The sequence below is a fragment of the Planococcus sp. ISL-110 genome (assembly GCF_018613575.1).
Taxonomy (GTDB): Bacteria; Bacillota; Bacilli; order Bacillales_A; family Planococcaceae; genus Planococcus.
Map to the genome: position 1 here is coordinate 143,623 of NZ_JAGGPX010000006.1, position 24,852 is coordinate 168,474.

Annotated in this window: 19 protein-coding genes and 3 pseudogenes; 21 read left to right on the forward strand and 1 reads right to left on the reverse strand. The window is 44.3% G+C overall.

Features of this window, described 5'->3' with window-relative positions; translation table 11 throughout:
• The first annotated feature begins 319 nt into the window (after window positions 1-319).
• The 14 genes and pseudogenes from J7I83_RS03705 (at window position 320) to J7I83_RS03760 (ending at window position 15,174) form a co-directional block, all read left to right on the forward strand.
• A complete protein-coding gene (locus J7I83_RS03705; protein ID WP_215099331.1) occupies window positions 320-1,279 on the forward strand; it encodes an aldo/keto reductase in 960 nt (319 codons plus the stop codon).
• Between the two features lie 76 nt (window positions 1,280-1,355).
• Window positions 1,356-2,984 (forward strand): alpha-glucosidase, encoded by a 1,629-nt coding sequence (locus J7I83_RS03710; protein WP_215099332.1) that lies wholly within the window; start codon window positions 1,356-1,358, stop codon window positions 2,982-2,984.
• Between the two features lie 284 nt (window positions 2,985-3,268).
• Entirely contained in the window at window positions 3,269-4,528 is a 1,260-nt protein-coding gene (locus tag J7I83_RS03715) for a S8 family peptidase (protein WP_215099333.1), read from the forward strand.
• 98 nt (window positions 4,529-4,626) lie between these two features.
• A complete protein-coding gene (locus tag J7I83_RS03720; RefSeq protein WP_251047433.1) occupies window positions 4,627-5,859 on the forward strand; it encodes a helix-turn-helix domain-containing protein in 1,233 nt (410 codons plus the stop codon).
• A gap of 434 nt (window positions 5,860-6,293) precedes the next feature.
• Window positions 6,294-6,959: a GNAT family N-acetyltransferase gene (locus tag J7I83_RS03725; RefSeq protein WP_215099335.1), complete on the forward strand. Its 666-nt coding sequence runs from the start codon at window positions 6,294-6,296 to the stop codon at window positions 6,957-6,959.
• A 262-nt stretch (window positions 6,960-7,221) separates the two neighbouring features.
• Window positions 7,222-8,190 carry a hydroxyectoine utilization dehydratase EutB gene (gene eutB / locus J7I83_RS03730; RefSeq protein WP_215099363.1) on the forward strand — a complete coding sequence of 323 codons (969 nt, stop codon included), beginning with the start codon at window positions 7,222-7,224 and terminating at the stop codon, window positions 8,188-8,190.
• 330 nt (window positions 8,191-8,520) lie between these two features.
• Complete coding sequence (locus tag J7I83_RS03735; protein WP_215099336.1) at window positions 8,521-10,227, forward strand: PucR family transcriptional regulator; 1,707 nt, start codon at window positions 8,521-8,523, stop codon at window positions 10,225-10,227.
• Between the two features lie 200 nt (window positions 10,228-10,427).
• Window positions 10,428-10,819, forward strand: a pseudogene (locus J7I83_RS17730) (aminopeptidase P family N-terminal domain-containing protein); the annotation flags it as partial.
• Window positions 10,820-10,841: 22 nt separating this feature from the next.
• Window positions 10,842-11,846 carry a cyclodeaminase gene (locus tag J7I83_RS03740; protein ID WP_215099337.1) on the forward strand — a complete coding sequence of 335 codons (1,005 nt, stop codon included), beginning with the start codon at window positions 10,842-10,844 and terminating at the stop codon, window positions 11,844-11,846.
• Between the two features lie 13 nt (window positions 11,847-11,859).
• Entirely contained in the window at window positions 11,860-13,059 is a 1,200-nt protein-coding gene (locus J7I83_RS03745; RefSeq protein ID WP_215099338.1) for a cystathionine gamma-synthase family protein, read from the forward strand.
• A 26-nt stretch (window positions 13,060-13,085) separates the two neighbouring features.
• The gene (locus tag J7I83_RS03750; protein WP_353048223.1) at window positions 13,086-13,280 is read left to right on the forward strand and encodes a hypothetical protein; all 195 of its coding nucleotides are present in this window, start codon (window positions 13,086-13,088) and stop codon (window positions 13,278-13,280) included.
• Window positions 13,279-13,397: pseudogene (locus J7I83_RS17735) on the forward strand (homoserine dehydrogenase); the annotation flags it as partial. The gene J7I83_RS03750 and the pseudogene J7I83_RS17735, both read left to right, overlap by 2 nt.
• Window positions 13,396-13,512, forward strand: a pseudogene (locus tag J7I83_RS03755) (aldehyde dehydrogenase family protein); the annotation flags it as partial. The pseudogenes J7I83_RS17735 and J7I83_RS03755, both read left to right, overlap by 2 nt.
• Before the next feature lie 36 nt (window positions 13,513-13,548).
• On the forward strand, window positions 13,549-15,174 hold the full coding sequence (locus tag J7I83_RS03760) for a BCCT family transporter (RefSeq protein ID WP_251047435.1): 1,626 nt from the start codon (window positions 13,549-13,551) through the stop codon (window positions 15,172-15,174).
• Between the two features lie 20 nt (window positions 15,175-15,194).
• On the opposite strand, the gene J7I83_RS03765 is transcribed toward J7I83_RS03760, so the two are convergent.
• Window positions 15,195-15,695, reverse strand: a complete 501-nt coding sequence (locus tag J7I83_RS03765; protein WP_215099339.1) for a GNAT family N-acetyltransferase — start codon at window positions 15,693-15,695, stop codon at window positions 15,195-15,197.
• Window positions 15,696-16,024: 329 nt separating this feature from the next.
• On the opposite strand from J7I83_RS03765, the gene ilvD reads away from it, so the two are divergent.
• The 7 genes from ilvD to J7I83_RS03800 all read left to right on the forward strand — a co-directional run bounded on the left by ilvD (window position 16,025) and on the right by J7I83_RS03800 (window position 24,339).
• Window positions 16,025-17,710 carry a dihydroxy-acid dehydratase gene (ilvD, locus tag J7I83_RS03770; RefSeq protein ID WP_215099340.1) on the forward strand — a complete coding sequence of 562 codons (1,686 nt, stop codon included), beginning with the start codon at window positions 16,025-16,027 and terminating at the stop codon, window positions 17,708-17,710.
• Between the two features lie 483 nt (window positions 17,711-18,193).
• Window positions 18,194-19,204 carry a TRAP transporter substrate-binding protein gene (locus J7I83_RS03775; RefSeq protein ID WP_215099341.1) on the forward strand — a complete coding sequence of 337 codons (1,011 nt, stop codon included), beginning with the start codon at window positions 18,194-18,196 and terminating at the stop codon, window positions 19,202-19,204.
• A gap of 70 nt (window positions 19,205-19,274) precedes the next feature.
• Entirely contained in the window at window positions 19,275-19,745 is a 471-nt protein-coding gene (locus J7I83_RS03780; protein WP_215099342.1) for a TRAP transporter small permease, read from the forward strand.
• A gap of 2 nt (window positions 19,746-19,747) precedes the next feature.
• Entirely contained in the window at window positions 19,748-21,016 is a 1,269-nt protein-coding gene (locus J7I83_RS03785) for a TRAP transporter large permease (RefSeq protein ID WP_215099343.1), read from the forward strand.
• Window positions 21,017-21,034: 18 nt separating this feature from the next.
• Window positions 21,035-22,108, forward strand: coding sequence for a tartrate dehydrogenase (locus J7I83_RS03790; protein WP_215099344.1), 1,074 nt, complete (start codon window positions 21,035-21,037; stop codon window positions 22,106-22,108).
• A gap of 12 nt (window positions 22,109-22,120) precedes the next feature.
• The gene (locus J7I83_RS03795; protein ID WP_215099345.1) at window positions 22,121-22,876 is read left to right on the forward strand and encodes an SDR family NAD(P)-dependent oxidoreductase; all 756 of its coding nucleotides are present in this window, start codon (window positions 22,121-22,123) and stop codon (window positions 22,874-22,876) included.
• 20 nt (window positions 22,877-22,896) lie between these two features.
• A complete protein-coding gene (locus J7I83_RS03800) occupies window positions 22,897-24,339 on the forward strand; it encodes an aldehyde dehydrogenase family protein (RefSeq protein WP_215099346.1) in 1,443 nt (480 codons plus the stop codon).
• Window positions 24,340-24,852 lie beyond the last annotated feature (513 nt).

The window sequence follows — 24,852 nt, forward strand, 5'->3', positions numbered from 1 at the left end:
ACGAATAAATAAGTTGAACTTAAGAATCATCATTTTATAAAATGCTTCGGAAGCTTTGGGGATGGCGATGCTAAGAGATTCACTTCACTTAATTATGATCGTATATTTCTTTACTCACATACTAGCAGCTGTCTTGCAGAATATCTGCTGTGAAAGATTATTAGTTCAACTTATATAATAATAGAAAGTTCGACTTATAGAACACGGATTTATTGTTTAAAAACTGACGTGGATAGCAGGAATTTCCATGGAAATATTGAATAGAAAGAAGAGTGAACTGTTACGGGAATTGGAGAGTAATCAATAAAGGGGGGATTGGGTGGAATTCAAGAACTTGGGAGGCACAGGGCTGAAGGTTTCAAATATAAGCTTGGGGACGATGGCTTTTGGCCGCTGGATTGACGAACGGGCATCCCATGAAATTATGGATGTTGCTCTGGATCAAGGGATTAACCTGATCGATACGGCTAATTTTTATGGCAAAGGTCAAGATGAGGCTTTTAAATACGGTACGGGGGAATGTGAAGAAATTGTCGGCCGTTACTTAAAAGGAAAGCGGAATTCAGCGGTATTGGCTACCAAAGTAGGCTTGCCGATGGGCAAAGGACCAAACGAGCAAGGATCATCCAGGCACCACATCATGCAGCAGGCGGAAGATTCCCTGCGCCGGCTGCAGACCGATTGGATTGATCTTTACCAAGTACATCGCTTTGACGATAATACGCCGTTGGAAGAAACCTTGTCCGCTTTGACGGATTTGGTGAGACAGGGCAAGATCCGCTATATCGGCTGTTCAAATTATGCAGCCTGGCAAATGGCCAAAGCGCGAGGAGTCAGCAACTTAGAAGGATTCGAGCATTTTGTCTCGAGCCAATCGCAATATAATTTACTGTCCAGGGAATTGGAGAACGAAGTGATGCCTTATTGTGCAGCTGAAAAAATGGGCTTGCTTGTATATAGTCCGATGGCCAGAGGGGTGCTGTCAGGGAAATACAAGTCAAAAGGCGACATGCCGGAAGACAGCCGGGCGGCTAAAGGTGAAGAACTCATCCAGCCTTACTTTACAGATGCGAACTTCGAAAAGGTCGAAGCCTATAAGGAGTTATTGGGTGACCAAGGCTACGAGCTATCGCAGTTTGCGCTGGCGTGGACCCTTAATCAGCCGGCCATCACTTCGGCAATTTTAGGTGCCAGCAAGCCTCAGCACGTTTTGGACGCTGCAGAAATCAGCGGCTGGAAATGGACACAAGGCTTGAAAGCGCAAGTATCAACTATTTGATTGGTATAAGAAAAAGCTGGCCAGGAAAACCGATTCGGCAATAGTTATTTCCAGCGTAAGGAAGAGGGAGAGGACTTTGAAGAAAACATGGTGGAAAGAGGCAGTGGTCTATCAAATTTACCCAAGAAGTTTTAATGATTCCAACGGTGATGGTATAGGTGATTTGAATGGTGTGACAGAAAAACTGGATTATTTAGATGAACTGGGCATCACGATTATCTGGATTTGCCCGATGTATAAATCCCCGAACGTCGACAATGGATATGACGTCAGCGATTACCAGGCGATCATGGAAGAAATGGGGACAATGGAGGATTTTGATCGTCTGCTGGAGGAAGTGCATAAACGGGGGATGAGGCTCATCATCGATTTGGTGCTGAACCATACCAGTGACCAGCATCCGTGGTTTTTGGAATCCCGTTCTTCCCGAGACAATCCGAAGCGCGGCTGGTATGTGTGGAGCGACCGGCAGACCAATTGGGAGAGTATATTCGGAGGCCCAGCCTGGACCTTCGACTCGAAGACCAAACAATATTATTTGCATATTTTCACGAAAAACCAAGTGGATTTAAACTGGGAAAATAAAGAAATGCGTCAGGCAGTGTACGAAATGATCCGCTGGTGGCTGGCTAAAGGCGTTGATGGCTTCCGTGTCGATGCCATCAATCATTTGAAGAAAGACTACAGTGACATGCCCAACCCAAAAAACCTGACTTATGTTCCGGCCTGGGAAAAATTCACCGATGTGGAAGGCTTGCAGGATATACTGGCAGAACTGCGGGATGAAGCTTTTTCAGATGATGATATTGTCACTGTAGGAGAAGCGAACAGTACCAAATCACAGGATATGGAGCAATGGATTAGTGAACACGAAGGGAAATTCAATATGATTTTCCATCTGGAAGCACATGAAGCGGCAAGCGACAGCTTTGATGCCGGACTGGATGTCGAAGATTTAAAGGAAGTACTGAACCGTTGGCAAGAAGCTGCACATGGCGTAGCCTGGAACTCTCTTTACATTGAAAACCACGATCGCCCAAGAACGGTTTCCATTTGGGGAAACGACCGGAAATATTGGTTTGAAAGTGCTACAGCGTTGGGCTGCATGTACTTCTTCATGCAGGGTACCCCTTTCATTTATCAAGGTCAGGAAATCGGCATGACGAATGCCCCTTTTGATGATATTGAAATGTATAATGACATCGAAACAAAAAATATGTATCGCTACAATCGAAAAGAAGGAGTGCCCCATGAGGATTTGATGAAAATCATCAAAAAAGTCAGCAGGGACCATGCCCGCACACCGATGCAGTGGAACAATCAGGATTTCGCCGGGTTCTCCAAAGCCGAGCCTTGGCTCGGTGTAAATCCGAATTATAAATGGCTGAATGTAGAAGCCCAAAAGGATGACCCAAAATCGATTTGGTCATTTTACAAGAAAATGATTCATTTGCGCCAAAACTGGAAGCTACTGGTTTATGGAACGACGAGCTTGGCAGATTCGGGGTGTCCGGATGTGTACGCATACTACCGGGAAGACCGCTATACAAAAATGCTCATTGCCTCAAATTTAAGTGAACACCCGTGCACCTGGAATACCCCATACGATGCCGAACTTCTTCTGACCAATTACGAAAAACGTGTGAAAGGCGTTCTGCAGCCTTATGAAGCGTGTGTTTACTTTTTGAAGAAAACAATTTACTGATACCATCGAAATTTAACAAGCCATAAAGCCATTCAGTAAGAATGGTTTTATGGCTTGTTTTTATTAGGGAAAAAATCAGCTATAGGTATATGTAAGTGAGTAAATAGACTCATTATGCTTTTTTGGTCAATTAGTGAGAAGAAATTTCCCAATTACGGAAAACTGAAAATTCTGCTAACTTTAGAGATGTGGCAGAGCGATCAAACAAGGAAGAGTGTGAAAGCGCGGGACGCCGCAGCTGGACCCAGGCTGCCATAAACCATATTGGAAAAGGGGATTGAACAATGAAGAAATCGGCAAAGTTCATTACAACAGCAATGCTGACAGCAACCTTGCTTATACCGGCAATGGGCGTCAGCGCAAACGGGGATTCCGTTGAAAAAGCGAATGGCAATGAGAAATTCCGTGTATTGATTGATGCGGCAAATCAGAAAGAACTGAAAAATGCTAAAAACCAATACGGTGTTCAATGGGATTTTGAAAGCGAAGGATTTACCACCAATATGAACGAAAAGCAATTCGAAGCTCTCCAGAAAAATAAAAATATAAATGTTGAAAAAGTTCCGGAATATAGCATTGAAGAAACATCCTCTGAACCGTTGGCTAAGTATTCCACCATGGCAGCAGCTCAGTCAACGCCATGGGGCATCAAAGCCATCTACAATAATTCAAATCTTTCTCAAACCTCGGGTGGAGCGGGCATTAACATTGCCGTACTCGATACGGGCGTCAACGTAAACCATGCAGATTTGGCGAACAATGTAGAACAATGCAAAGACTTTACACTCAGCGCCAGCATCACAAATGGCAGTTGTACAGATCGTCAGGGACACGGAACGCATGTTGCGGGATCTGCGCTTGCAGATGGCAATGGAGGTTTGTATGGAGTGGCTCCACAAGCTGATCTTTGGGCATACAAAGTATTAGGAGATGATGGATCAGGATCTTCTGATGATATTGCCATAGCGATCCGCCACGTTGCGGATCAAGCAACTGCATTAAAGACGAAAGTAGTCATTAATATGTCGTTGGGATCTTCTGCTGAAAGCAGCCTGATCACAAATGCAGTCAACTATGCCTACAGCAAGGGTGTTTTGATTATTGCAGCAGCAGGAAACTCAGGCCCTTACCAGGGATCTATCGGCTTCCCAGGCGCCTTACAGAATGCAGTGGCAGTGGCAGCTCTTGAAAATGTTATCCAGAATGGCACATACAGAGTAGCTGATTTCTCTTCACGCGGCTACAGTTCTACAGACGGTGATTACTTGATCGGCAAATACGATGTTGAAATTTCGGCACCGGGTGCAGCAGTGTACTCAGCTTGGTATACGGGTGGCTATGCGACGATCAGCGGGACCTCGATGGCTTCACCACATGCAGCTGGACTTGCTGCAAAAGTCTGGGCGACAAACCCAAGCGCTACGAATGTCCAAGTACGGAATAATCTACAAAACCGTGCAACAGCATACGACATCCTTTCAGGATGGGGTGCTGGATATGGTGACGATTATGCATCAGGATTCGGGTTTGCACGCGTACAATAATTAATTAAAGCACTTACTCAAAGAGGCAGCCCTGTCAGAAATGTCGGGGTTGTTTTTTTATGGTATATTTTATTTATTCTGTAAAAAAGGGTGAAATTATGAATGTCGGTTCTATCATCAAGTACTATCGGACAAAAAACAGTTTGACTCAATCGCAATTGGCAGATGGCATCTGCTCGATTTCACATTTAAGCAAAATTGAATCCAATGCTTACATCCCGCATGAATCGACCATCAAAGCGTTGCTATTGAAAATGGGCGTTCAGCTGAACAGAGAGGTGGAAAAGCACAAACAGCTGGAAAGGATGATTGGCAAGTTCATCGATTGTTCCCTGCATTATGATCTGGAAACCATGCGGAAAATATACAGGCAACTGGAACTGGAAAACGATTACATTCAATCCACTGATTTGGTCAATCAATACGAACTCTATAAATTCCGCTTTTACATTTACGATAATGACCCGGTCAAAGCAGAACAGCAGAAAAAACTGCTGGAACGCATGAAAGCCTCTTTTTTAGCGCCGGAGCATTGGGTTCATCAGTTTTTCCAATCGTTGTACTGTTCCATGATGGGGGACAATACAAAGTCTCTTGAATTTCTTAACAGCCTGGACCTTGGCATACAAAGCATTCCACAAAAGTTTGAAGGGGAATTCTATTATCAGAAAGCCCGTATGCTGGTCCTGGCAGACCGTTATGAGTTATCTGCACATTTTGCGGAATTGGCGGCCCGGTCTTTTCAGCTTCATCATAATTACATCCGACTGCTCCACGCCCAGATGCTTCTAGCGATCAATTACACCCGCAGAAATTTGCTGGTTCAGGCAGAAAGCCTCTACGAAGTGCTGATCCGCAACACTCATCTGACAAAGCAATCAGCATTGCACAATCAAACGCTCTATAATTACACAGAGCTGCTGAGAATGAAAAATGCACATGGTGAAGCTTTGGAAATTCTTCAGGCATTAAAAGAAAACCTGGAAGACGATACCTATTTCTACAAAGCGGTTTTGACCAGTTTGCTGGAGTCCATGGTCGAAACAGGCCAGAATGCTTCAGTATTGATTGAAGAATTAAAGGCAGTCAGTGGCACGCCGGAGCATAAATATTTTCATATTTATGCCAATTATTTCGAGAAAAGAAATTTTTCCCAACCGGACCTTATGGCCTATTGTGAAGAAATAATGTTCCCATTTTTCAGAAAATATGGTTATATAAAGGAAACGAAAAATATTGCTGCGGAACTTGCAACCCATTACAGCGGTCAGCTGCAATGGGAAAAAGCTTATTTCTATCAATCCTTTTGGGATGAGAATGGCGGTGAATAAGAATGATGAAAAAGAAAGTAGTTGTCTTGTCTGCTGTGTATGCAGGGTTAATGGCTATTATTGCGCTCGGTGGGCCAAATGTGTTGCCTCCAATTTAATCATCCGTAAAAAAGCTGCTCATTCTTGAGCAGCTTTTTTTCAGACTGTCGAGAAACTTCTAACAAGCCGTGGTTTTCCGAAGCTTACCGCTCGCTTTCCGCGGGCTCGCGTCCAAGCCTCCTCGTTCGCTTTGCTCCCTGCGGGGTCTCGGCCGTCTCGCTTTTCCGCAGGAGTCGAGCGGACGCTCTCCCAAACCACTTCATGAACTCTTTCTTCTTTAAATGTAGCGGCAGAAGCCGTGTCCGTGGAACGCGTCCGCCTAAAGCGAAATGTAGGATGAGGACTTTTTCATTGTCTGGAATCACGTATGATAGGAATAGGAAGGATGAAGAGTAATGTACAACAAAAAGCAATATGTATTTAATGGGGACAAACCACGCTGGGTGGAAATCCGTCCTTACGACGAGGCTGATTTTCCAGCATTGATTGAAATTCAAAAGGAAAGCTTTCCGCCGCCGTTTCCGTACGAGCTTTGGTGGAATTCCAAGCAGTTGGCCAATCATGTGGCATTGTATCCGGAAGGTGCTCTCTGTATCGAAGTCGAGGGCGAAATGGCCGGATCGATTACAGCGTTACTGACTGATTTTAATCCTTTGCAGCCTGAACATAGCTGGCAGGATGCCACTGACAATGGTTATATCCGTAACCACAATCCTCAGGGCAAAACCTTGTATATTGTTGATATCTGTATCCGCCCGAAATATCGCTCATTAAAGCTCGGGCAGCTGTTGATGCAGGCTATGTATGAGCGTGTCGTACAGGGTGATTTGGAGCGTCTGCTGGGAGGCGGAAGAATGCCGGGGTTCCATAAATTTTCTGAACGGCTCACCGCTGAACAGTATGCAGCACAAGTGGTGGCAGGAGATATTAAAGATCCAGTCATTTCCTTTTTGCTGCGCTGCGGCCGAACGCCGGTAAGTGTAGTGGCCAATTACTTGGATGACGAAGAGTCCGAAGGATATGCCTTGTTGATGGAATGGAAAAATCCATTCCATCAGTAATGGCGAGAGAAGTGCACAGCCGAGTAGTATAAAAATTTAAACTTTGAATATGGAGGTAAGAAAACAAGCCGCAAGAATTTTTGCGGCTTGTTTTCAGTGGAGAAAAAAGTGTTGAGACGCTTTTTTATTAGTGGCAGTTAAATTGTATGAAACCGCCACTAATAAACTAACCATTTTGAGCAATAGATATATTCGATGTGGAAGGCTAAGATTTAGCTAATGCATAAATGTATAGAAAGGGGCGTTGAGCTTGAACAGACCAATGGAAATAAAAGAAGTATGGGAAGCACGGAAACGAATTGCTCCTCTCGTAAAGAAAACACCTTTAATTGAGTCTTCGATCTTATCTGAAAGATTGGGGCGGCCGGTTTACTTGAAGTTGGAGAATACTCATGAAATTGGTGCTTTTAAAATAAGAGGAGCGGCTAATAAAATCTTAAGTTTAAGTGAAGAAGAAAAAAGGCGGGGAGTCACGACATATTCAACTGGAAATCATGGCATGGCAGTCTCATTTGTAGCTCAAAAACTGGGGATTGAGGCGGTGGTCTGCATTTCAAGCCGTGTCCCGAAAATGAAGGTGGATTCCTTGAAAAGACTGGGGGCCCGAATTGAAATAGTGGGGGAAAGCCAGGATGCTGCTGGTGTAAGGTGCTTTGAACTGCAGAAGGAAAGAGGCTATACAGTGATCGAGCCGTTCGACGATCCATATGTTATTGCTGGACAAGGAACGATTGGCTTGGAACTTTTAGAGGATATACCAAGTTTAGCAGATGTACTGGTTCCGTTATCGGGAGGAGGACTGCTTTCGGGAATCGGCTTGGCTTTGAAAACCAACAGTCCTAAAATCCGCATAACAGGCCTTTCAATGGAACGATCCGCTGTCATGCACGAAAGCTTAAAAGCAGGTAAGCCACTGGAGATTGAAGAAAGTGAAACGCTTGCGGATAGTTTGCTTGGAGGGATCGGTCTGGATAACCAGCATACTTTTAATATGGTTGGAGAATATATGGATCAGCTGGTTTTGGTTTCTGAAGAAGAAATCGGCTACGCGATGGCTTATATGATGGACAAGAAAGGTATGATCGTGGAAGGCGCAGCGGCTACTGGGATTGCAGCCGTATTGGGTAATCAAATCCCTTACCAAAATCGAGCTCTTGTGGTGATTATTACAGGACAAAACGTTGATAGTTCGATTTTGCTCGAGTTGCTCCAAAAATATACTTGTCATTGATTATCGTATACACGATAATACGTCCGGCCATTTGGTATTCCGCCCAGTGCCAGGATCCGGAGTGAAAGGCGGCTCAGTGCTTCGTCCGCCTGGAATTCCGCTATGGAGACCGTAAATTGTCCATTCATTCTTCTAACTAAAGAATCGTTCTTTTATCTACAAGATCACCGGCTTTGCCCTTAAGGGTCTATTCGTGAAGAAATAAAATTGGTAATCCAGATTAATGTTCCCTCGCATTTTCTGCAGTGCTATAATCAGAGTTAACAATTTGGCTGAAGCTTTATTTGCTTGTGGCAAAAATGAATCTGGTTAAGCTCGAAGGGGGATACCATGCAATTAACGGTAGAGAGTGTAGTAAACTATAAGATTTTAGAAAATTCCCGCATTTTAACAGCAAAAGATTCGGTGGCCGATCGCACTGTTCAGTGGATATCTGTAATGGAGATGCCAGTCGAGAACTTTGTCCGTCAGAACGAGCTTGTCCTGACGACTGCCATTGGATGCCATAGCGATGTAGAGAATTTTAAAAGTTTTGTTCAAGACATAATCGATTCAAATGCTTCAGCGTTGATGATCGCGATTGGCCGCCATGTTTTTGATATTCCAGCAGAAGTCATTGAATTGGCTGAACAACAGAACTTCATCATTATTGAACTCCCTTGGGAAGTGAGATTTTCTAATATTATTGAAGAAGTGATGAGAAACATCAATGATACACAGTATAAAGACCGTGAGCGATCAGAGAAAGTACAGCAAGAATTGTTGAAACTTATCCTGGGTGACACGGACTTAGAACATATTTCAAAATACATTCAACGGCAGCTGGACTGCCAACTTCTTATAACTGACCGACACGGGTTTATACAGACTAAAAGCGGATATACACAAAAATTTATTGAGAAATGGAAAAATGCTGTAATACAGGGTGATTTCCCGATTCGAAGAGAAGCGGATTTGGTGAACAACGATCCCATGCTGCGGAAATTCCGGACGGCATTTCTGGACGGTAGAATGATATTGCAGATTCCGGTTCTGCAGATTTCAGAAGATCCACAAGGCTATATTTTTGTAGTATTGTCGAAGGAGATGCCAGTGGTTTCTTATTTGACACATTACAGGGTAGCGGTGCTTGAACATGCTGCGACGACGATATCGTTGTGGCTGTCAAGGGAAAATGCCATTGAAGAAACAAAAATAAACCTGCGCAGCGATTTTGTTCAAGAAGTAGCCACCGGTGGATTTGTTTCTGCTGATCAAGCATTTTCGAGGGCCAAACTGCTTGGGTATAATCTTGAGTTACCGTATGTCTGCCTGGTCGGATTTCCTGAAAAATTCAAAGAGTTATTTGAAAAGCATAAAAAGGACTATAATTCCTATGTTCAATGGACAGAAAGCATGATTCGTTACATTGAAGAAGAACTCTATTTTGCTGCCCAGTCGTTGAATAGAGAAATTATGATGACTTATCAAGGACAGCACTTGCTGATTTATCTGGAAAAACCAGCTGAAACAAATTATGATCACATCATCAATTTTTTGGATTTGGCAGATCGCCGCTTGAGGAACCTGTTGCCGGAAGTCTCCATTTCCTGGGGAATTGGAGATTACAGCGAAGGCTTTCAAGGATTGTCTGAAAGTTACAGCCACGCCACTATGGCTTTGGATATCGGCCGACGGAAAAAAGGGAAAGGCCAACGCATGCTCTACAGTGATACCCGTATAGATCGTGTACTTTTAACTCTTGCCCAAAATGAAGAAATGAAAGAAGTGATTATGGCCACCATCCAAACACTTGTAGAATATGACAAACAGCGGAATATGGATTTGATTGGGACTTTGAAATCCTATAACCAGAACCACGGAAATGTTAGTCAGGCAGCAAGGGCTTTAAGTTTGCATCGGCAGTCTTTACTGTATCGTCTAAGAAAAATTGAATCTTTGACGGGGCTTTCTCTTATTGATTCCGATGATTTATTCTTGCTGGATTTAAGCTTGAAGACTTGGGAAATTGGAGTTGCAGAAAATATAAATGGATAAACCGCCATCCGGACTTTTGAAAAAAGTTCGGATGGCGGTTTTTACCGGTTTAAAATAACAGGGTAATTAGAAAAATGAATGCAATAAAGTTTAAACTTCATACAGTATTGCGGATGAAAGTTCGGCGGGGGAAGTTCTATACTGAATTTACGGATATAATGTTTTGAAAATTTAAAAATATTGAAGGCAAGAAAGCTCCTATGTCATTTGGAACAGTGGAGTATCAAGAACGCATATGGAAAACAAAAGAGCGAATGGCAGCAAAAGGGATAGAAGTTTTGCTTATCACAGATCCGGCAAAAATGAACTGCCTCGCTGGTTACGATGGTTAGTCATTTTATGTACATCAGATGCTGATTGTCATTAATGCCGAAGACCAGCCAATCTGGGTAGGTCGGATAATGGATGCAAATGCGGTGAAAATCACGACATGGCTATATCATGACAACATCATTCCTTATCCGGATACGTACTTCAGTCAGATACGAAGCATCCAATGGATTTCATCTCTGATATTTTAAAGCAAATAGGACAGGACAACCGGAGTATGGGAGTTGAAATGGAAAATTATTATTTCACTGCAAAATGCTTCATTATAAGGAGGTGTGAAAAAATTGTTGATCTACACAGAGCGAGAACTGAAGCAATATATCACGTTGAATCAGCAAGCTAAAACGGTGATTGAAGATGGCTTTAATAGATTGGCGCGACGGCAAGTGGAGATGCCGCCCATTATGCGGATAGACATCCATGAACACAACGGTGAAGTGGATGTGAAGACCGCATATGTGAAAGGCAAAGAAATGTTTGCCATCAAAGTATCTTCCGGTTTTTTTGATAATCCCAAAATTGGTTTGCCGAGTGGTAATGGATTCATGATGCTGATGAGTACACAAACCGGTATTCCACAAGCACTTTTCCTCGATAATGGTTATTTGACAGAAGTCCGGACTGCAGCGGCTGGGGCTATTGCCGCTGACTACTTGGCGCGTAAAGACATTGAAACGGTTGGCATTATCGGAGCCGGAAGCCAGGCCAGATTTCAAGTGAAAGCTTTGGCCTTGGTCAGGGACTTCAAAAGGGTCCTTGTATATGCGAGATCTGCTAGGCGCGTCCGCCAATACGCAGAAGAAATGAGCGCGGCACTTGGCGTAGAAGTTCAAGTGGCAGAAAGTGCCGAACAAGTGGTTAGAAACAGCCAACTGGTGGTCACAACAACTTCGGCAACTGAACCTATAGTGAAAGCGGAGTGGCTGCATCCCGGTCTCCATATCACAGCAATGGGTTCAGACGCCGGACATAAGCAAGAGCTCGAGACGGAAGTCCTGGCAGCGGCGGATAAGGTAGTCTGTGATACGAAAGCGCAATGCGCTGAATTTGGAGAACTGCACCATGCGTTGGCCAGCGGAACTTTAAAGGATGCTTCCAGAGTAATAGAACTGGGCCAATTAACTTCCAAAGAGTTGAAAGGCCGTGATAATGATGATCAAATTACGGTTTGCGATTTAACCGGTACCGGCGTACAAGATACAGCCATTGCCCTGTTTGCTTATCGTGAATTGAAGAAACAGCATATAGGATTGGAAATCGACAATAATCATAAACTACAAAAAAACTAAGAGGAGTGGTCATATGACACATAAAGATATTCAACTAGGAACAAAAGCGGTATGGGCAGGTGAAAAGGAGTATTTGGCTCATGGCGCAACTCAAGTACCCGTAGTATTAAGCGTGGCTTATACGTATGATGATATGGATGAGTGGTACGACGTGGCAATCGGAAAGAAAAAAGGCCATATTTACGGACGCAATACAAACCCGACGGTGCAGGCATTTGAAGACAAAGTGAAAATTTTGGAAGGCGCCGAAGCGGCGACCAGTTTTTCTACCGGGATGGCTGCAATCAGCAACACATTAGCGACATTCTTACTGCCGGGTGATCGCATTGTTTCGGTAAAAGACACGTACGGCGGCACCAATAAAATCTTCACGGAATTTCTTCCTCGGCAAAATATTGAAGTCTCGTTGGCCGAAACCGGCAACCATGAGTCAATAGAAGCGGAAGTCGCAAAAGGCTGTAAAATCCTTTACTTGGAAACGCCGACAAACCCTACAGTTAAAATCACGGACATTGAACGAATGGCGAAAGCGGGGCATGAAGTAGGAGCTCTTGTCATCATCGATAATACATTCGGTACACCAATCAACCAAAATCCGCTGGAGCTTGGCGTGGATTTGGTCATACACAGCGCAACAAAATTCCTCGGAGGTCATGCGGATGCGTTAGGGGGAGTATTAGTTGGTTCTCATAAACTTGTTGAACAAGTTTATCATTATCGCGAAATCAATGGCGCAACAATGGATCCGATGGCAGCTTACTTGACTTTACGTGGCATGAAAACACTTCATCTCCGTGTTCGTGAACAATGCAAAAATGCGATGGCACTGGCAAAATACTTGCAAACAAAAGAATTGGTTGAAGACGTTTTTTATCCAGGGCTCGTAACGCATCCAAATCATGATATCGCGAAAAAACAAATGAAAGATTTCGGTGGCATGCTCAGCTTCGCGGTAAAAGGCGGCGTTGATACTGTACGGGACCTTCTTCCCAAATTGCAATATGCTCATCGTGCAGCGAACTTGGGAGCAGTGGAAACGACAGTTGGACCTGCACGTACGACAAGCCATGTGGAATGTACACCGGAAGAACGCGCAGCAATGGGGATTCCTGAAGGCCTGATCCGGGTATCTTGCGGCATTGAAAACATCGAAGACATCATAGCTGATTTTGAACAAGCTTTCAAACACGTGGAAAGCGCTCTGAAAGTTTAATTTTCAGGATTCGAGGTGCAGAGTGAATGCCGGGACGTCATCTTATTGTTGAGCAAGCCAACTCCATAGCAGACAAATTGATTGAATGGCGGCGTACATTTCATCAGTATCCTGAACTTAGTTTTCAAGAGTTTGAGACCTCTCACTATATTGCAGAAACTTTACAGAAAATTGGGGTCATCAAAGTAGAAACTGGGATCGGGGTAGAAACGAGTAACTGACCTCTTGGAGGCTGTGACATTAAGTGGAGCCGGAGCCGGGAAATTAGAGACAGGCTTCTCGTTATTGATCGACCTGATAAGATCGTCCGTGAAAAGCACACAGTAACACTATACTGATGCGATGCCATTCGGTGGGGTTAAAAAATCTGGTTTAGGTCGTGAAGGCATCAAATACTCGATTCAAGAAATGACAGAGCCAAAAGTTGTCTGCTTTAAACTGTCTGACCAGTAAAAGGAAGTCATCGGAGAAAGTGAAGGGGGAAATCTTATGACGAAGAAAAACCTGGAACGCGCATCATTCAATAATCCGGTCTTTAAAATCTCAGCAGTCATCGTCACGTTATTCGCCTTGTGGGGAATGCTTTCACCAGAAAGTATGACAAAAAATGCGGCTGCTGTCGCTAACTACATCGGTAGTTCATTCGGTTGGTTCTACATGATTTCAGTTGCGTTTTTTGTTGCATTCTGTCTGTTTCTTGCCTTCAGCAAATACGGCAATATTAAGCTGGGAAAAGAAAATGAAAAACCGGAATTTTCATTTTTTGCTTGGATTAGCATGTTGTTCGCGGCCGGTTTCGGCGCAGGAATTGTCTTTTGGGGTGTTGCTGAACCGTTGACTCATTTCGCTAATCCTCCCAATAACAGCATTGAACCTCAATCCGCAGAAGCGGCTCGAGTCGCCATGAATTACTCTTTCTTTAATTGGGGATTGCATCAATGGTCCGTTTTTACACTCGTTGGATTAGCTCTTGCTTATTTTCAGTTCCGCAAAAAAAGTAAATTGCTCATAAGTGAGACACTTGATGGAGTTTCCAAGAAGAAAATGAGCAGGAAATTAAAGCAATCCATTAATATTCTGGCGGTTGTTGCCACGGTGACAGGTGTTGCTACCTCCCTGGGGATGGGAGTGCTTCAAATAAACGCCGGCCTTAGCCATGTCTTTGCATTGCCGGATAGTGCCGGGATGCAGATTGGGATTGTCAGCATCATGTTCGTCTTATTTACCTTATCTGCTCTTACCGGAGTCAATAAAGGGATTAAAATTTTAAGTAATCTCAATATGTTTTTAGTTGTTGGATTCATGTTGTTCTTTTTGTTTAATGGACCCACTGTTTTTATCCTCGAAACTTTTGTTTTAGGAATCGGTGATTACATAACAAACTTTGTTGGAATGAGTTTTCAAATGGCGCCCTATACGGGAAATCCTTGGGTAAAAGATTGGACAGTCTTTTACTGGGCTTGGGTTATCACATGGTCACCATTTGTAGGATCGTTTATTGCCCGCATATCAAGAGGGAGGACAATTCGCCAGTTTGTTTGTGGTGTTCTGATTGTCCCGCCTATAATCGCTTTTATGTGGATGGCTATTTTCGGAGGGACAGGCATTTACATGGATCTGTTCCAAAATACGGCACTGTCCACAGCTGTCTCGGAAAACGTCGCTACAGCCATTTTCGTTTTCTTGGAGCAGTTCCCGCTATACGGTTTGCTGTCAGCGCTGATGTTGGCATTAATCATGATTTTTCTGGTCACTTCAGCCGACTCAACGGTTTACGTGCTTGGCATCATGACTTCTGATGGCAGTGAAAATCCATCAAATGCTGTTAAAGGCATTTGGGCTGTATTGATCGCAGTCATTACAGGTGTATTGATCGTCAGCAGCGGGTTGCAGGGGCTTCAATCAATCGCATTGATAGCCGCCTTGCCATTTACCGTCATTATGCTGCTGATCAGTGTATCATTATTGAAGTCTCTGTCCCAAGAGGAGTTCGAAGCTGCGACTCCGGAAAGTGACCGGGAATTGAAAGCAGGTCTATTAACAATAAAAAAACTTTCAGCTGAAGAAGAATTGCTGAAGAAAAAACCTGATAAAAATGGTTCCGTCAAAATTTGACGGAACCATTTTTATCAGGTTTAGATATCTAGACGAAATGCTTTCACAACAATGCCGTCATCCAAAGGGGTGAAGTCAAGTGACGCAACCCGTTCAAAGCCCATTTTTTCATAGAGGGCAATAGCATTCTTCATAAAGCTTCCGGTATGGAGCCCAATAAATTTTTGTTTGCGAATTTTGGAAATATCGATGCAATGTTCAACCAGTGCTTTGCCGACTCCCTGAGAACGGAATTCTGGACTGACTGCCAACAACCGAATTTCTGGATAGGCAACCGTCTCCGATTTCCATTCGTAAGCTTTAGATTCAGAAGGGAACAGTATTACGCTGCCAGCAATTTGCCCATTCATTTCTGCAATAAATACTTCAACACCTGGCTGCTGGTCATTGTCGGAAGACACGTTGGCTTTCAGCATTTCCCAATGCTTGAGTGAGAGCTCTTCTTCATAAGTTTTATATGAAGAAAGGCGCTGCTTCTTCAATAAATAAAGTTCATTTTTTTTGGCTTCACGAATCAACAAATGACCATCTCCCTTTACTCGGAATTTCAGGCACTTTCTAGAGTTTGGTGAAAAAATATGGCTGGTCAATATATTCAGTAAGAATAATTGTTTTCAATGACATCGAGAAAGAAAGTTTATCTGCTTTCTGAAGAAAAGTTATTGTAGACATGGTAATTATATAGAAATATATTGCATATAGCAAGAAAGAAAAAAGTTATAGTAACATATAACCGCATACATGTATAAGTTATTTGACGATTATAAAAATAATGAAATATTATTTTTTTATTCATTGAATTCTGATAAATGTGTTCTATAATATATAGAAAGGAAAGGATAGGATAATTATGAAAAAAGATTTGCGCATTAACAGCAAAGTATTTAGTGAAGGAGCGATGAAAGCACCCAATCGTGCCATGCTGCGTTCAGTTGGGGTTACAGATGAAGACTTCAAGAAACCGATGATTGGCGTCGCCAGTACGTGGAGTGAAGTGACGCCGTGTAATATACATATTGATGACTTAGCGATCAGCGCGAAAAAAGGAGCAAGGGAAGCGGGAGGCGTACCATTCATCTTTAATACAATCACAGTTTCCGACGGCATTTCAATGGGGACAGCAGGCATGAAGTATTCTTTGTCAAGCCGCGACGTTATTGCCGATTCAATTGAAACGGTGGTCGGGGCAGAAAGCCTGGATGGCTTAGTGGCGATTGGTGGCTGTGACAAGAACATACCGGGTTGTTTGATTGCTATCGCAAACTCTGAAGTGCCAGCTGTTTTTGTTTACGGAGGGACAATTGCTCCAGGGCGCCACAATGGCCAGGACATTGACATTGTATCGGTATTTGAAGGTGTTGGCCAGCACAATAATGGCGACATCAACGATGATACGCTTCGCAGCATCGAATGCAGCGCCTGCCCGGGAGCGGGATCATGCGGTGGGATGTATACAGCCAACACGATGGCATCGGCTGCTGAAGCGATGGGAATGAGTTTGCCTGGAAGTTCTTCCAATCCGGCGGTATCTGCAGAAAAATTAGTCGATTGCGAAAAAGCTGGTGCAGCAGTACATAATCTACTGGAACTGGATATTTACCCGAAAGACATCATGACCAAAGAAGCATTTGAAAATGCCATCACGGTAGTCATGGCACTTGGCGGATCGACGAATGCCGTCCTGCATCTATTGGCAATTGCCCATGCCGCAGAAGTGGATCTGACGATTGATGATTTTAACCGCATGCAAAAAACTGTGCCGCATTTGGCCGATTTAAAGCCGAGCGGCAAATACGTCATGCAGGATCTTCACCGGGTCGGCGGCGTACAAGCTGTGATGAAAATGCTGCTTGAAGGAGGTTACCTGCATGGGGACTGCATGACGGTCACCGGCAAAACAGTGGCGGAAAATCTGAAGGAAGCTCCGGCATTGGAGGAAGGGCAAAAAGTCATCATGCCTTTCGACAATCCGAAACGCAAAGATGGCCCATTGATCGTTCTGAAAGGCAATCTTTCTCCGAACGGTGCCGTAGCGAAAGTATCCGGGGTGAAAGTAAAACGCCATACGGGTCCAGCTCGCGTCTACAACAATGAAAAAGAAGCAACTGAAGCCGTTATGGCGAACGAAATCAATGAAGGCGATGTATTAGTCATCCGCTATGTAGGACCAAAAGGCGGTCCGGGAATGCCGGAAATGCTGTCGGTATCTGCAATTCTTGTCGGCAAAGGCATGGATGCATCTGTCGCGTTATTGACAGACGGGCGTTTTTCAGGCGGAACACATGGCTTGGTGGTTGGGCATATTTCTCCGGAAGCCCAAGTCGGCGGACCGATCGGCTTGCTGAAGGAAGGCGATGTCGTCACCATCGATTCTGAGTTGCAGGAAATTACCATGGATGTTTCCGAAGCCGAATTGGAAGAACGCCGCAAGCAATGGGTAGCTCCGCCGCTTCATAAAAAAGGCGTACTTGGCAAATATGCGCATAATGTTTCTTGTTCTTCAAAAGGAGCAGTTACTGATTACTTAAATCGGTGATCAAAGATCAAGAGATGAGCTGGTAAGTATAGCGGATTCCCGAGCTTAATTGAATAAAGGCCAGATGAAAAAGTACTCAGCAGGATTCTCTTAATTCTTGCTGAGCCACTCTGATTTAAGGAATCGGAATATTACGCGTATTAAAAGAGGTTGCCAAGATTTATTTTGACGACTTAGCAAATCTGCTTCCAGCTGATCGATTTTCCACCAACAATGTAGTTCTGGATCAGCACAGCGAAGATGAATCCTTTCAGCAACTTGAACATGGCAGTGTGTTGGCTATTATGCAAGCGCTTAAAAATTGGATCCGCTTAATTTATTGAATACATCGGAATTGTTCCAGTTAACATAGAAAAAATTTTTTAGAAAAGTTGTCTCCAAATAGAGGCAAGCTGAACAAACCTGACTTTAAAAGCCGGTGGATTTCATTAGAAGTGCAATTGGCAGGGCAATTAGAGCAGTATAAAAAAGGGGGACATAAAGATGGCGAAGAAGAAGTTTGGATTTGTTTCAATGATGTTGGCAAGTACCTTGGCCTTAACGGCATGTGGGGGAACTGACAGCGATTCATCAGGAGAAGAAGGTTCGGGAGAAACGTATGTTTTGCAGGCAGGGCATTCGTTGCCCGATGACCATCCTTACCATCTTGGATTTCTAGAGATGGCAGAAGCCGTTGAGGAACGGACTGACGGCCAAGTGACAATTGAAGTTTTTGCGAACAGTGAAATTGGTGCAGAACGTGAATTGACAGAAGGGATGGGATTGGGAACAGTCGATTTGGTCGTTTCTTCAACAGCTCCCGTCACCAACTTTGTACCGGAACTAGGGGTATTGGACGTGCCATTCCTCTTCCAGGATCGGGAATCGGCAGTGGAAATTCTGGAAGGTGACATTGGAGATGAGTTATTTGCAAAAATGGAAGAAAATGGAATAATAGGATTGTCATGGGGAGAAAATGGCTACCGCCATATCACCAATGCAGTTCGACCGATTGAAACGCCTGAAGACTTGAAGGGCTTGAAAATCAGAACGCAGGAAAACGAGATTCACTTAGCCGCTTTTGAAGCCCTAGGTGCTCAACCGACTCCAATGGCTTGGACCGAAGCGATTACTGCGTTGCAGCAGGGAGTAGTAGATGCACAGGAAAATCCAGCGATCGTTGCGGATCAGTTTAGCCTATACGATGCGAATCAGAAATACATGAGTTTAACAGGCCACGTCTATTCGGTAGCCATTTACATGATGAGCCAGCAGACATACGATGAGTTGCCGGAAGAATTGCGTGATATTGTTGTCGAAGAAGGACAAAAAGCAGGGGCAAGAGAACGGGATCTGATTGTCGAAATGGAGAAGGAATCGCTTCAGACCTTGAAGGATAATGGGATGGAAATCATAGAAGATATTGATACTGCTCCTTTCCAGGAAGCGGTACAGCCTGTCTATGAAACAATTGAACACCAGGATCTGCTAAATGAGATTCTGGATGCCCAGTAAAAAAGATCAATAAAAGAAAATTTGGAAAGAGAGAGATTATTCTCTCTTTTTTTATATCGGGGGAAGGGCGATGAACAAATTAATTGGCTACATGAATTTCGGCATCAAATATGTATTGAACCTTATTATGGCATTACTGGTTACGGTTGTTTTTCTCCAGGTAATTTTTCGCTTTCTCTTGAATTCACCGCTTGCCTGGACCGAGGAACTGGCTCGATACAGCTTAATCTGGCTGACATTTTTGGGTGCAGCCTATGCAATGTCTTCAAAGGCGCATATAGGAATGGAGTTTTTTGTGAACTTATTTGGTGTCCCCATCCGAAAAGTACTCTATATAGTAGCGACATTTGCGAGTTTGCTTTTTTTCCTGTTAATGGTGATCGAGGGCTACGACTTAGCAATGCAAGGGATGTCCCAGACATCGCCGGTTTTGCGGATTCCAATGGGAGTGATTTATATGGTCATTCCGGTCAGCGGTGCAATTTTGATCATCAATATGGCCTCGCAGTTTTCAAAAGACTTTAAAAGCGGGGGTGTCTGAAGATGGCATTGGTGCTGTTTATCTTATTAATGGCTTTATTTTTAATTAATGTTCCGATTGCTGTGGCGCTTGGGCTGGCTTCCACTCTCGTATTCTTTCTCGATGGAAACCTTTCATTAATTGTTATTATCCAACGGATGTTCAATTCTGTGGATTCGTTTCCGCTGATGGCGATTCCCTTTTTTATTCTGGCAGGTAAATTAATGGAGAGCGGAGGGATTTCCCGACGGTTGATCCATCTGGCTAATGTCATTTTTGGCCGTGTCAAAGGAGGGCTTGGTATTGTATCGATTGTCGCCTGTGCCTTTTTTGCGGCCATTTCAGGTTCTGCTGCTGCAACAACCGCAGCAGTAGGGGCTTTAATGATTCCGGCGATGGTCAACAAAGGCTATGACAAAAGTTTTGCGACGGCCATACAGGCAGCAGGCGGAACCATTGGCATCATGATTCCACCAAGTGTTCCTCTGGTGCTTTACGGAGTGGCAGCTGGTGTTTCTGTCAGTGAGTTGTTTATTGCAGGGATTATTCCAGGCTTGTTTGTTATGGTTTCACTGATTTTACTGGTCTACCTGATTTCCTTGAAAGAAGGATATGGGGGAGGCGAAAAGTTTGGGTTCAAAGATTTCTTTAAAGCGTTTTTTGACGCATTTTTGGCTTTGATGATGCCAGTGATCATTTTGGGCGGTATTTATGGAGGGATTTTCACACCGACGGAAGCTGCAGTTGTGGCGGTTGTTTACGGATTGATTGTCGGGATTTTCATTTACCGTGAAATCAAATTGGCAGACCTTTCAAGAATTTTCTCTTCTTCCGTTGTAGTGACTGCAGTCATCATGTTCATTATTGCGGGAGCGTCAGTGTTCGGCTACTATTTGACGCGGCAGCGGATTCCAGCGGAACTGACTGAGTTGATGCTCAGTATAACGGATAATTGGATTATTGCTTTGTTGATTATCAATCTGCTGTTGCTGATTTGTGGTATTTTCCTGGAAACTTCAGCGGCTATCATTATTTTAACGCCGATTCTTGCGCCGATAGCCAGTGCTCTTGGAATCGACCTGGTGCACTTCGGAATCATCATGATCGTCAACTTGGGGATTGGGTTTATCACCCCTCCGGTCGGCGTCAATTTATTTGTGGCTGCAAACATAGCAGGCACGAAATTTGAAAGCCTGGTGAAAGCAATTATTCCATTTGTCCTAATTATGATTATTGATGTACTCATTATTTCGTTTATTCCAGGAATCAGTTTATTCTTTCTTGGAGACTAAGCAATTGGAGGAGAGTTTATGGCAACTTATAAAATAGCGGTCCTTCCGGGGGACGGGATTGGGCCGGATGTCACCAAAGAAGCGATCAAAGTCTTGGAATCTCTGGAACAACAGGATGCCACCTTTAAAATCGACTTTCAGGAATTCGAGTGGGGCAGTGAATATTACCTGGAACATGGACACATCATGCCTGCAGACGGATTGGATCAGCTAAAGCGCTTTGATGCAATTTTGTTTGGTGCAGTGGGTGACAAACGGGTGCCGGATGAAATCACCATATGGGAGCTGATCATGCCGATCCGCAAAAATTTCCAGCAATACGTAAATATGCGCCCGATCAGACGGCTGGCAGGCATTGAATCGCCATTGAAAAATGACCAGCCGATCGATTTCATGGTGTTCCGGGAAAATGCGGAAGGGGAGTATTCGAATATAGGAGGCCGGCTGTACCAACAGCAATCGCAGGAAATGGCTATTCAAAATACAGTCATTACCAAGCAGGGCGTTGAGCGCATTGCAAAATATGCATTCGAATATGCCCGGAAAAATAACAAATCCAAAGTGACCAGCGCCACTAAATCCAACGCCATCATCCATTCAATGAAGCTATGGGATGAAGTGGTGGAGACTGTAGCAAAAGACTATGGCGACATCGAACTGGAAAGCAATTTCATCGATGCCCTGGCGGCATACTTTGTCATGCGTCCGGAATCATTTGAAGTGGTAGTTGCTTCAAATCTGTTCGGCGATATTTTGACGGATCTGGGAGCGGCTTTAGTTGGAGGTTTGGGGGTGTCGCCGTCAGGCAATATCAATCCTGAAGGCAACTTCCCGTCCATGTTCGAAGCCATACACGGTTCGGCACCGGATATTGCAGGAAAAGGAATCGCCAACCCGATCGCGCAAATCTGGTCAGCAGCTTTAATGCTCGATCATTTGGGGCGGCCAGACTTGTCGACAGCAATCGTTGAAGCCATTGAACAGGTGCTCCAAGAAGGCAAGGTGCTGACACCGGATTTGGGAGGCAGTTCCACGACGCAGGAAGTCGGATCCGCAATTGCGGAAAAGCTTGAACAGTTGGCAACCAAATAGGGGGAGAGTCGGATGGAAGTAGACAATAAAGTAGCCATTGTCACCGGTGCAGGCGGCGGAATGGGCAAAGTGGTTGTAGAGCAATTTCTCGAACAAGGTGCAAAAGTGGCAGGCATCGATATCCAAGTCGATGGCCTCGCTGAACTGAAAGCGCAATATCCAGAACAATTGCTGGTCATCGAAGGCAATTTGACAGATGAACAAAGCGTGGAAGATGCGGTTAAAAAAACGGCTGATTTGTTCGGACAGGTCGATGTATTGGCAAATGTAGCCGGAATTGCACAAGCGGCAACTGATATTGAAAAAGTGTCTTTGAGAGATTGGGAACGCATCATGGCAATCAATTCAACGGCCGTCTTTTTAACCTCGCGCGCCGTAGTGCCTTATATGAAAAAGCAAAAATGCGGCTCAATCATCAATATTGCCTCTGTTTCTGTAGATCGCCCGCGTCCAGGTTTGAATGCCTATGTAGCTTCCAAGGGAGCGACGATTTCATTGACGAAAGCATTGGCCATTGAATTGGCGCCTTATAATATCCGCGTCAACGCCATCAATCCCGGCCCTGCGGATACGAAGATGCTCGGTGAATTTACCGCAACGGGAAGTGATGAAGACGACACAAAAGAAAATACATTCCGCAAAAGTGTACCGCTGGGTGACTTGATCACACCGGAAGCAATTGCTAATTGTGTCTTGTACCTCAGTTCAGATTTGGCGAAAATGATGACTGGCAGCGTAGTGAATGTTGACGGAGGACGTGGGATTTAACCGAGGAGAGGTGCAGAAAAGTGAAAAAACAGCAGATGTACATAAATGGAGAATGGGTAGAAAGCATTGGAAAAGAACAGTTTGAAACAAGAAATCCAGGTACTGGAGAAGTGCTGGCAAAAATTCCAAGAGGGAAAAAAGAAGATGTAGATGCGGCAGTCGAAGCGGCCCGCACAACATTCGAGTCGGAGGAATGGCAGTCTTTCCCACCGATTGAAAGAGGGCGCATCTTACATAAAGTGGCGGATGCCTTACGTGCGGATGCGGAAGAAATCGCTTTGCTGGAAACCCTGGATACCGGCAAACCCTTGACGCAGGCGCGTAAAGACGTCGAGGGCTCGGCACTGTATTTTGAATATTATGCGGGAATGGCCGATAAGATTTTCGGTGAAACCATCCCGGTTCAACCGGGAATTCTCGATTATACGCTGCGGGAACCGATTGGCGTAACGGCTCATATTATTCCGTGGAACTACCCGTTGCAAATCATTTCACGCTCTACCGCCGCTGCAATTGCGACCGGCAATACAATCGTAGCGAAACCGGCGGAAGACACGCCATTGACCGCCATCAAATTGGCGGAAATCTTTGATCAAACGGATTTGCCGAAAGGTGTCTTTAATGTGGTGACCGGCTATGGCTATGAAGCAGGAGCTGCAATTTCCGAACACCCGGATGTCGACCATATCACGTTCACAGGTTCTGTCCAAACAGGATCTGCTGTCATGATGGGGGCTGCGAAAAACGTCAAACCGGTTACTTTGGAACTTGGCGGAAAGTCACCGAACATCATCTTTGATGATTGCGATCAGGAGGAAGCAGTGGATTGGGTAGTGCGATCCATAATCCAAAATGCCGGCCAAACCTGTTCGGCGGGTTCCCGCTTGTTGATACAGCATACGATCAAGGATGAGTTTCTGAAAAAGGTAGTGTCTAAAATGGAAGCGATTCAAATCGGTAAAGGAATAGACGATTTAGATCTCGGTCCGATTCTTAATGAAAAACAATTTGAACGCATCCTCGAATTCATGAATGTCGCCACTAAAGAAGGCGCCACATTTCTGACAGGCGGCAGGCGCCAGGAAACAGTAGGACTCGAAAATGGCTACTTTTTCCAGCCAACTGTCATAGATGGGCTGGCACCGAAAAGCTATGTGGCTCAGGAAGAAATTTTTGCGCCGGTTGTTGCTTCGTTTTCATTCGATACGGAACAGCAGGCGATTGACCTGGCCAATGGCACGGATTATGGGCTGGTGACTGGGGTCTGGACAAAAGATGGGGCAAGGGCACATCGTGTGGCCAGCAAAATTCGCGCGGGCCAGGTTTTCATTAATAATTACGGTGCAGGCGGTGGTGTGCAAATGCCGTTTGGCGGCTACAAGAAGAGTGGATTTGGGCGTGAAAAAGGGCTGGAGGCTTTGCGCAATTACACCATTTTGAAGAATGTGGCGTTGAAATATTAAAGCGTGGAATTGGAAAAGGGATGTCCTCGATTAGAGGACATCCCTTTGTTTGTTTAAGGTAACTATAATCTATTTTGACTCAATTTTTCAACCCGTTTTATCGGAGAATCATTTCCATTGAAAGTGTTACTTTCAGTACCGCGGTCATTGTTCCACTGGGTGCTTTCTAACTTAAGCAACGTAAACCCTACCTTCTCTTACGTCCTTGCGATCCTCAAATCGCGCCAGTGTGAATAAGTATTCTCAAAAACATTATCGTAGAATGCCAGATTATCAAAATTTACCAGTTACCTTTTTGTTAACTAGATTAGTATCTCACATGTTTAAACAGATGTCAACGGATAGGCTTGGTAGAGATAAATGAATCTACTGTATATGTTGAGCAGAGCAAGCAATTTCAGATTTTCCAGTATTTAGGCTATCGGGCCGATAAAACAGCTCAAGATGACTTTTATTTTTTGTCTTTCCTTTATTGGTGTATAATTGTACGCATTACTGATGGTGGAAGAAGGA

Excerpts from the sequence above, each read along its gene's own strand:
- J7I83_RS03795 (WP_215099345.1), top strand. The coding sequence starts at position 22,121 with ATGGAAGTAGACAATAAAGTAGCCATTGTCACCGGTGCAGGCGGCGGA.
- eutB (WP_215099363.1), top strand. The coding sequence starts at position 7,222 with ATGGAAATAAAAGAAGTATGGGAAGCACGGAAACGAATTGCTCCTCTC.
- J7I83_RS03760 (WP_251047435.1), top strand. The coding sequence starts at position 13,549 with ATGACGAAGAAAAACCTGGAACGCGCATCATTCAATAATCCGGTCTTT.
- ilvD (WP_215099340.1), top strand. The coding sequence starts at position 16,025 with ATGAAAAAAGATTTGCGCATTAACAGCAAAGTATTTAGTGAAGGAGCG.
- J7I83_RS03750 (WP_353048223.1), top strand. The coding sequence starts at position 13,086 with ATGCCGGGACGTCATCTTATTGTTGAGCAAGCCAACTCCATAGCAGAC.
- J7I83_RS03735 (WP_215099336.1), top strand. The coding sequence starts at position 8,521 with ATGCAATTAACGGTAGAGAGTGTAGTAAACTATAAGATTTTAGAAAAT.
- J7I83_RS03745 (WP_215099338.1), top strand. The coding sequence starts at position 11,860 with ATGACACATAAAGATATTCAACTAGGAACAAAAGCGGTATGGGCAGGT.
- J7I83_RS03775 (WP_215099341.1), top strand. The coding sequence starts at position 18,194 with ATGGCGAAGAAGAAGTTTGGATTTGTTTCAATGATGTTGGCAAGTACC.
- J7I83_RS03720 (WP_251047433.1), top strand. The coding sequence starts at position 4,627 with ATGAATGTCGGTTCTATCATCAAGTACTATCGGACAAAAAACAGTTTG.
- J7I83_RS03790 (WP_215099344.1), top strand. The coding sequence starts at position 21,035 with ATGGCAACTTATAAAATAGCGGTCCTTCCGGGGGACGGGATTGGGCCG.
- J7I83_RS03715 (WP_215099333.1), top strand. The coding sequence starts at position 3,269 with ATGAAGAAATCGGCAAAGTTCATTACAACAGCAATGCTGACAGCAACC.
- J7I83_RS03725 (WP_215099335.1), top strand. The coding sequence starts at position 6,294 with ATGTACAACAAAAAGCAATATGTATTTAATGGGGACAAACCACGCTGG.
- J7I83_RS03780 (WP_215099342.1), top strand. The coding sequence starts at position 19,275 with ATGAACAAATTAATTGGCTACATGAATTTCGGCATCAAATATGTATTG.
- J7I83_RS03785 (WP_215099343.1), top strand. The coding sequence starts at position 19,748 with ATGGCATTGGTGCTGTTTATCTTATTAATGGCTTTATTTTTAATTAAT.